The sequence below is a fragment of the Actinosynnema sp. NPDC059797 genome, assembly GCF_042732085.1.
In the GTDB taxonomy this organism is placed as follows: domain Bacteria; phylum Actinomycetota; class Actinomycetes; order Mycobacteriales; family Pseudonocardiaceae; genus Actinosynnema.
The window spans coordinates 1-7,009 of the sequence record NZ_JBHWIE010000360.1 but is presented as its reverse complement, the minus strand read 5'-3'; the positions used below and the strand labels follow the sequence as shown (position 1 = coordinate 7,009).

The 7,009-nt window shown below is 76.9% G+C and carries 5 protein-coding genes; 2 read left to right on the top strand and 3 right to left on the bottom strand.

Annotated elements, in window-relative coordinates; translation table 11 throughout:
* Positions 1 to 256: hypothetical protein (locus tag ACFV4N_RS37020; protein WP_499677330.1), on the bottom strand; the 256-nt coding region annotated here is incomplete at its 3' end.
* Entirely contained in the window at positions 256 to 1,947 is a 1,692-nt protein-coding gene (locus tag ACFV4N_RS37015; RefSeq protein ID WP_499677329.1) for a PHP domain-containing protein, read from the bottom strand. The genes ACFV4N_RS37020 and ACFV4N_RS37015, both read right to left, overlap by 1 nt.
* Before the next feature lie 289 nt (positions 1,948 to 2,236).
* Between ACFV4N_RS37015 and ACFV4N_RS37010 the strand changes: the two genes are divergently transcribed.
* Positions 2,237 to 5,047, top strand: a complete 2,811-nt coding sequence (locus tag ACFV4N_RS37010) for an AfsR/SARP family transcriptional regulator (protein WP_499677328.1) — start codon at positions 2,237 to 2,239, stop codon at positions 5,045 to 5,047.
* Between the two features lie 135 nt (positions 5,048 to 5,182).
* A complete protein-coding gene (locus ACFV4N_RS37005) occupies positions 5,183 to 6,409 on the top strand; it encodes an MFS transporter (RefSeq protein ID WP_499677327.1) in 1,227 nt (408 codons plus the stop codon).
* A 10-nt stretch (positions 6,410 to 6,419) separates the two neighbouring features.
* Here the strand turns inward: ACFV4N_RS37005 and ACFV4N_RS37000 are convergent.
* The coding region (locus ACFV4N_RS37000) for a PucR family transcriptional regulator (RefSeq protein ID WP_499677326.1) at positions 6,420 to 7,009 on the bottom strand (590 nt) is incomplete at its 5' end.

Genomic DNA, 7,009 nt, shown 5'->3' with positions numbered 1-7,009 from the left:
ACCTGACGCAGCGGTCCAGGACGGGGGAGTCGGTCACGGTCACCGGGCCGCCCAGCGCGGCCGACGCGGCGGCTCGGTCGAACGGGCCGGTGAGGCGCGCGGACACGGCGGTGACCGCCACCGGGCCGGTGCGGTCGACCCGGGTGAACACGAGGTCCGTCGCGGCGCACGAGTCCAGCGCGGCCAGCAGCAGCGCGTCCCGGTGCGCCGCGCCGTGCCCGCCGGGCAGGGCGGGCACGGCGTCGAGCCAGGCCATCAGACGACGTCGACGAAGACCGGGTTCGCGTAGAACCACAGGTCCGACCACGGGTCCGCGTCGCCGATCACGTCCATCACCGGGCCGCCGTCGGGGGTGAGCCGGTTGCCGTCCGAACCGCGCAGCCGCAGGTAGAACGCGGTGTCGACGTTGCGGAAGGTGTGGGTGAACCGGACCGCGCCGCGCGCGGTGCGGGCCACCTCGAACGTCTTGACCACCTCGGTGAGCGGCGCGCCGAGCGCGTCGCGGTCGGCGGCGGGGCCGGTGACCGGGCCCGCGATCAGGTCCACCTTGGCCAGGCGCGGCACCACGCCGCCGAAGTTCTCGCCCCGCGCCAGGTCGACCTCGATCGCCACCTCCACCGAGTCGCCGCGCCGGACGAACGTGCGACCGCCGATCGTCACGCCCCGGTCGTCGCCCTCGCCGAGCGACCGCACCCGCAGGTTCAGCCCGTCGATGACGCGCCCGTGCACGGCCACCACGCGACCGCCCTGCATACCGCGCATGATGTCCACATAGGACCGCGAGTCCGCGCCGACGAGCGTGGAGCTGTAGAAGCCCGGCCAGTAGTCGCCGTAGACCTGGGGCTTGCCGGTGTCGACCGGCTCGCCGCGGCTGCCGGTGGTGTTGTGGTCGCCGCTGCCCGGCGTGTGCGTGTCCAGGTGCACCTGGTGGGCGTCGGAGGTGGCGGTCACCCACCACGGCCTGCCCTCGGCGAGCAGCGAGTCCCACAGGCCGCCGACCTTGGCGGTCATCCAGTCGAACCCGCCGTAGGTGCGGTAGGGGTTCTCGGTGGCGGTGGGGGCGTAGCCGGGGAAGCTGTCCTGGTTGGGCGAACCGTCGTAGTAGCCGCGCGCGCCGCCGCGCCCGCCCGCCTCCCGCCGGATGCCCGCCGCCTGGTGGCCGGGCGCGCCCTCCATGCCGACCGCCACGCCGGGCGCCGCGTCGCGCCAGCCGCGGATCTCGTGCGGGCTGTCCACGCCGCGCCGCGCGGGGTGGTTGGCGAACATCAGCGCGATCTCCGTGCGGCCGGACAGCACCTGGGCCTCCAGGTACCGCAGCGCGGCCAGCGCGTACGGCTCGCCGTCGGCGGAGGTGGAGCGGGAGAGCAGGCCCGCGCCGCCCTGCGCGACCGGCGTGGACAGCACACCGCCGTCGTAGGCCGCCTCGAACGCGCGCAGGATGTCCACAGTGGACCGGCCGGGCGGCAGGAACACGGTGGCGTGCTCGGCGCCCGGGATGTTCCACTCCAGGCCCTGGTAGACCAGCACGTCCCGGTGCTCCCGCCGGGCCCGCTCGATGTCCGGCGCGACCTGGTCGATGGAGAACTTCTGGTGCGCGACGCCGCCGTGGTCGGTGATGACGACCCAGTCCAGGCCGTGCTCGCGCGCCTTGGCCACCTGCTGGGCGACCTCGTACTGGCCGTCGGAGGAGTACTTGGTGTGGATGTGGTGGTCGCCCGCGTACCAGCGGGACCGGCCGCGCCACGGGTTCACCGGGCGCGGCGGTCGGTCGTCGTGCGCGTGGGCGGGCAGCGCGCCGACCGTCGTGGCCACCCCGGCCGCGCCCAGGCCCGCCAGGAAGCGGCGGCGCGCCACCGACAGCGGCCTGTCGTCGGCGCCGTCGCGCCAGCTCCCCTCCACCTCCTCGTGGTGGTGCTCGTGGGGGTGACCGTGGTGGTGGTGCGACATCCTGGCGGCTCCGATCCTGGACCGAACTGCGGCGGTCCGAAGTATCGTGAGTCCGCTGCTCGTCGTGGCGGATCCCGGGCGCGAACAGCCGGTGAACACTTGGCCGGCGCGGTCCACAACAGACTCCGGCGCCGCTGCGGGCGCCGTGCCCGCGGCGGCGTGGACCGTTCGGGGCCCCGAGGTCGACGCCTTGGACCGTTCGGGTGAACCTCGCTCGACCGGCCGCGGTCCGCCGGCCGGATCGGTATCCAGACCCCTCGCGGGCGATCCTCCACGGGGGGTGAGGGTTGTGCTGGAGATCCGCCTGCTGGGCCCGGTGGCCGTGCTCGTGGACGACGTCGAGGTGGACCCGGGTCCGGCGCGGCAGCGGTGCGCGCTGGCGGCGCTGGCCGTGGACGCGGGCCACGTGGTGCCGGTGGACCGGCTGGTCCGGCGGGTCTGGGGCGAGGCGGCGGGGCCGCGGGCGCGGGCCACGCTGATGAGCTACCTGTCGCGGTTGCGCCGGGTGCTGGCACCCGCCGGCGGCGAGGTCCTCGTGCGGCGCCCGGGCGGCTACGCCGTGGACGTCGAACCGGCGGCGGTCGACGCCCACCGCTACCGCGACCTGTGCGCCCGGGCGCGTGCCGGGGAGCCCCGGCGGGCCGCGGCGCTGCTGGAGGAGGCGCTGGGCCTGTGGCGCGGGCAGGCGCTGTCCGGGCTGGGGGGCGACTGGGCGGAGGCCGAGCGCGACCGACTGGGCCGGGACCTGCAGGCCGCCGAGGACGACCTGACCGACGCGCTGCTGGCGCTGGGGCACGGCGAGGACCTGGTGCCCCGCCTGGCCGCGCGCGTCGCCGAGCGCCCGTTGGACGAGCGACTGGCGGCCCAGCACCTGCTGGCGCTGCACCGCGCCGGGCGCACCGCCGACGCTCTCACCCACTACCGGCTCCTGCGCGGGCGGCTGGTGGAGGAACTGGGCGCCGACCCCGGTCCCGCGCTGCGGGACCTGCACCGGCGGATCCTGGCCGACGACCCGGCCCTGGCCGGCGCGCCCAGGACCGCGCCGGTGACCGCGCCGACCACCCCGCCCGCGACCGCGCCGGTGCCCCGGCAGCTGCCCGCCCCGCCCCCGGCGTTCGTCGGCCGGCGCGCGGAGCTGGACCGGCTCGACGCCGCCGTGCGCGACAGCCCGGCGGCCACCGTGGTCATCTCCGCGATCGCGGGCGCGGGCGGCGTCGGCAAGACCTGGCTGGCGCTGCACTGGGCGCACCGCAACGCCGACCGGTTCCCCGACGGCCAGCTGTTCGTGGACCTGCGCGGCTTCAGCCCCCGGGGCACGCCGATGGACCCGGCGGTGGCGGTGCGGGGCTTCCTCGACGCGCTGGACGTGCCGCCGGACCGCGTCCCGGCCGACCCGCACGCCCGCGCGGCGCTGTACCGCAGCCTGACCTCGGACCGGCGGGTGCTGGTCGTGCTGGACAACGCGGCGGGCGTCGAGCAGGTGCTGCCGCTGCTGCCGGGCGGGAACCGCTGCACCGCGGTGGTGACCAGCCGCGACCAGCTGACCGGCCTGATCGCCGGGCACGGGGCCCGCCACCTGCCGCTGGACGTGCTCTCCGACGCCGAGGCCCGAGCCCTGCTGGCCGAGCGGCTGGGCGCGGCGCGCGTCGAGGCGGAACCGGCCGCGGTGGACGAGCTGATCGGGTTCTGCGGCGGGTTCCCGCTGGCGCTGGGCATCCTCGCGGGCCGCGCCCGCACCCGGCCGAGGCTCCCGCTGGCCGTGCTCGTCGCCGAACTGCGCGACAGCGGCCTCGACGCGCTCGACGACGGCGACCCCGCCGCCAGCCTGCCCGCCGTCCTGTCCTGGTCCCACCGGGCGCTCGACCCCGACCAGGCCACCGCGCTCGCGCTGCTGGGCATCGCACCCGGTCCCGACATCGGCCTGCCCGCCGCCGCCCGACTGCTCGGGCTGCCCCCGGACCGGGCCAGGGCCACCCTGCGGGCGCTGGAGCGGGTGTCGCTGATCGGCCTGGACCGCCGCAACCGCTACCACCTGCACGACCTGATCCGCCGCTACGCCGCCGGCGCGGCCCGCGACCTGCCCGCCCCGGTGCGGGAGGCGGCCCTGCGCCGGGTGGTCGACCACTACCTGTCCACCGCCCACGCGGGCGACCGCCTGCTGGAGCCGCACCGCGCGGCCGTCCCGCTCGACCCGCCGGAGCCCGAGGGCGATCCGCACCCGGTGCCCGACGCCGCGGCGGCCCTGGCGTGGTTCGACGCGGAGCACGCCTGCCTGCTCGCCGCCCAGCGCACCGCGGGCGGGCGCCGGTGGCACCGGGAGGCGTGGCACCTGGCCTGGGCGCTGGACTCGTTCCACACCCTGCGCGGGCACCGCGGCGCGGGCCTCGACGCCTGGAGCGCCGCGCTGGCCGCCGCCGGGCACCTGGACGACCCGGCGCCGTCGATCATCGCCCACCGCCGCCTGGGCGCCCTCCACGCCAACCTGGAGCAGCACGAGGAGGCCATCGGGCACCTGGACCGGGCGCTCGCCCTGGCCGAGCGGCACGGCGACCGCACCGTGCGGGCCCTGGTGCACCAGTCGTTCTCGTGGGCGTGGGAGCAGCGGGGGGACCACCGGCGCGCCCTGGAGCACGCCACCCGCGCCATGGAGATCAACCGCGCCCTGGGCAACCCGGTGTGGGTGGCGGGCTCGCTCAACGCCATGGGCTGGTACGCCGCCCTGCTCGGCGAGCACGACCGGGCCCGCGAGCACTGCCTGGCCGCCCTCGCCCTGATCCGGGAGCAGGGCAACCCCGGCGCCGAGGCCGCCACCCTGGACAGCCTGGGCTACGTCGACCACCGCACCGGCCGGCACCGGCGGGCCGTCGAGCAGTACCTGCGGGCGCTGGAGCTGTTCCGCGAGATCGGCGACACCTACGAGGAGGCCGGCACCCTGGACCGGCTGGGCCACCCCCACCTGGCCCTGGGCGAGCGCGAGCGGGCGCGGGCGGTGTGGACCGAGGCGTTGCGGCTGTTTCGGGCACAGGGCCGCGAGGCGGACGCCGCGCAGGTGGAGCGGCAGCTAGCCGACCTCGCCGAGGCGGACCCGGGACCCCGCTGACCCGTCGCGGGGCCGGCGGGGCGGCTCCACCCGCACCACGACCTCGCTAACGTCGGGACGTGGCGGTCGATCACGGCGTCCGGACGGCGTCGACCTCGCCCGCCACGCCGATCGGTGTCGTCCGAGGGGGTTGACGTGCCGGCTACCAGCGCGTGGGCCGCGTTGAAGGTCCGGGACATCCGGCTCTACGTGATCGGGCTGACCCTGTCGCTGTTCGGCGACTCGGTGTTCCTCGTGGTGGCCGGCATCTGGGTGAAGGACCTCACCGGCAGCGACGGCGCCGCCGGGATGGTGAACTTCTGCATCTGGGCGCCGTCGCTGGTCGGGCCGCTGTTCGCGCTGCCCGCCGACCGCCTGCCGCGACGCCGGTTGCTCATCGTCGTCAACCTCGGCGCGGCGGTGGCGCTGCTGCCGCTGCTCGCCGTGGACCGCGCCGAGCTGGTGTGGGTCGTCTTCGCGGTGATGACGCTCTACGGGGTCGTCTACGCGCTGATCGGGGCCGCCGAGCCGGCGCTGATGGCGGCGCTCGTGCCCGAGGAGCACCTCGGGGGCTACAACAGCGCGCGGCTGACGCTGTCGGAGGGTTTCAAGCTGCTCTGCCCGGCGATCGGCACGGCGGTCTACGTCGCCTGGGGCGGTCCGGCGGTGGCCGCCCTCGACGCGGTCACGTTCCTGGCGGCCGCGCTGGCGTTGTCGCTGATGACCTTCCGGGAGCCGCCCGCCAGGCCCGCCTCCGGCAACTGGGCGCGCGAGCTGCGCGCCGGCATCGACCAGATCGCCACGTTCGCGCCCCTGCGGCGGCTGGTCGTCGGCTCGGCGGTCGTGTTCGGCTTCGGCGGGCTGCTGACCTCCTACGGCTACGCCGTGGTCGACCAGGGACTGGGGCGCTCCCCGGAGTTCATCGGCGTCGTGGTGACCGCGCAGGGCCTCGGGTCGGTGCTCGGCGGCCTGGTCGCGCCGGCGCTGATGCGCCGCCGCGGCGAGGTCCGGCTGGTCGGCGTCGGCATGCTCGTCGCCGCGGCCGGGTGCCTGCTGACCGCCCTGCCGCCGTCGTCGTGGGTGGTCCTGACCGGCGCGGCCCTGCGCGGGTTCGGCCTGCCGTGGCTGCTCATCGGCACCACCACCCTCATCCAGCGCACCACCCCCGACGAACTGCGGGGCCGCACCGGCAGCGCGGCGTTCACCGCCTCGTTCATCCCGTCGACGCTGGCCATCCCGGTCGGCTCGGCCCTGGTCGGGTTCGTGCACTACCGCGTGCTGTTCGCGGTGGCGGCCGCGGGCATGGCCGCCGCCGCGGTCCACGCGCTGCGCACCCGGCACGACGCCGGCGGCGCGGGCACGTCGGGACCGCCGCGCGCGTGAGCCCTCGCCGTCACGGTGCGGCGCCGCGCCAGCGCAGCACCTCCAGCGCGGCGGCCACGCCGACCGCGTTCTCCGCCAGGGGCCGGGGGAGGAGTTCGTCGGCGCGGGCGAGGCGGCGCAGGACGGTGTTGCGGTGGGTGTAGAGGCGTTCGGCCGTGCGGGTGGTGCTGCCCAGTTCGCGCACGTAGGTCAGGACGGTCCGCCGGGTGTCGGGGTCCGCGGTGAGCAGGTCGCCGAGGGTGTCGGCGAGGAACTCGTCGGCCTGGGCCGGCCGGCTGGTGAGCAGCGCGGCGAGCTGCACGTCGTCGTAGCGGGCGACCTGCTGCGGCGAGGTGAGCCGGGCCAGCATGCGCTGGGTGGTGGCGGCGTCGAGGTGGCTGCGGCGGAAGCCTTCGACGTCCGCGCCGGGGCGGCCGACGGCGACCCGGACGTCGGGGTGCTCCTCCAGGTCCGCGGCGAGCCCGCCGAGGTCGGGCGGCGTGCTCACGGGCAGCCAGACCCACAGGGCGGCGGCACTGGCGAGGACGGTCAGCCGGTGGCCGGCGCCGGTGGCCCGCACGACGGCCTCGGCGGCGGCTTCGAGCCGGCGCGACGCCGAGG

Excerpts from the sequence above, each read along its gene's own strand:
- ACFV4N_RS37015 (WP_499677329.1), bottom strand. The coding sequence starts at position 1,947 with ATGTCGCACCACCACCACGGTCACCCCCACGAGCACCACCACGAGGAG.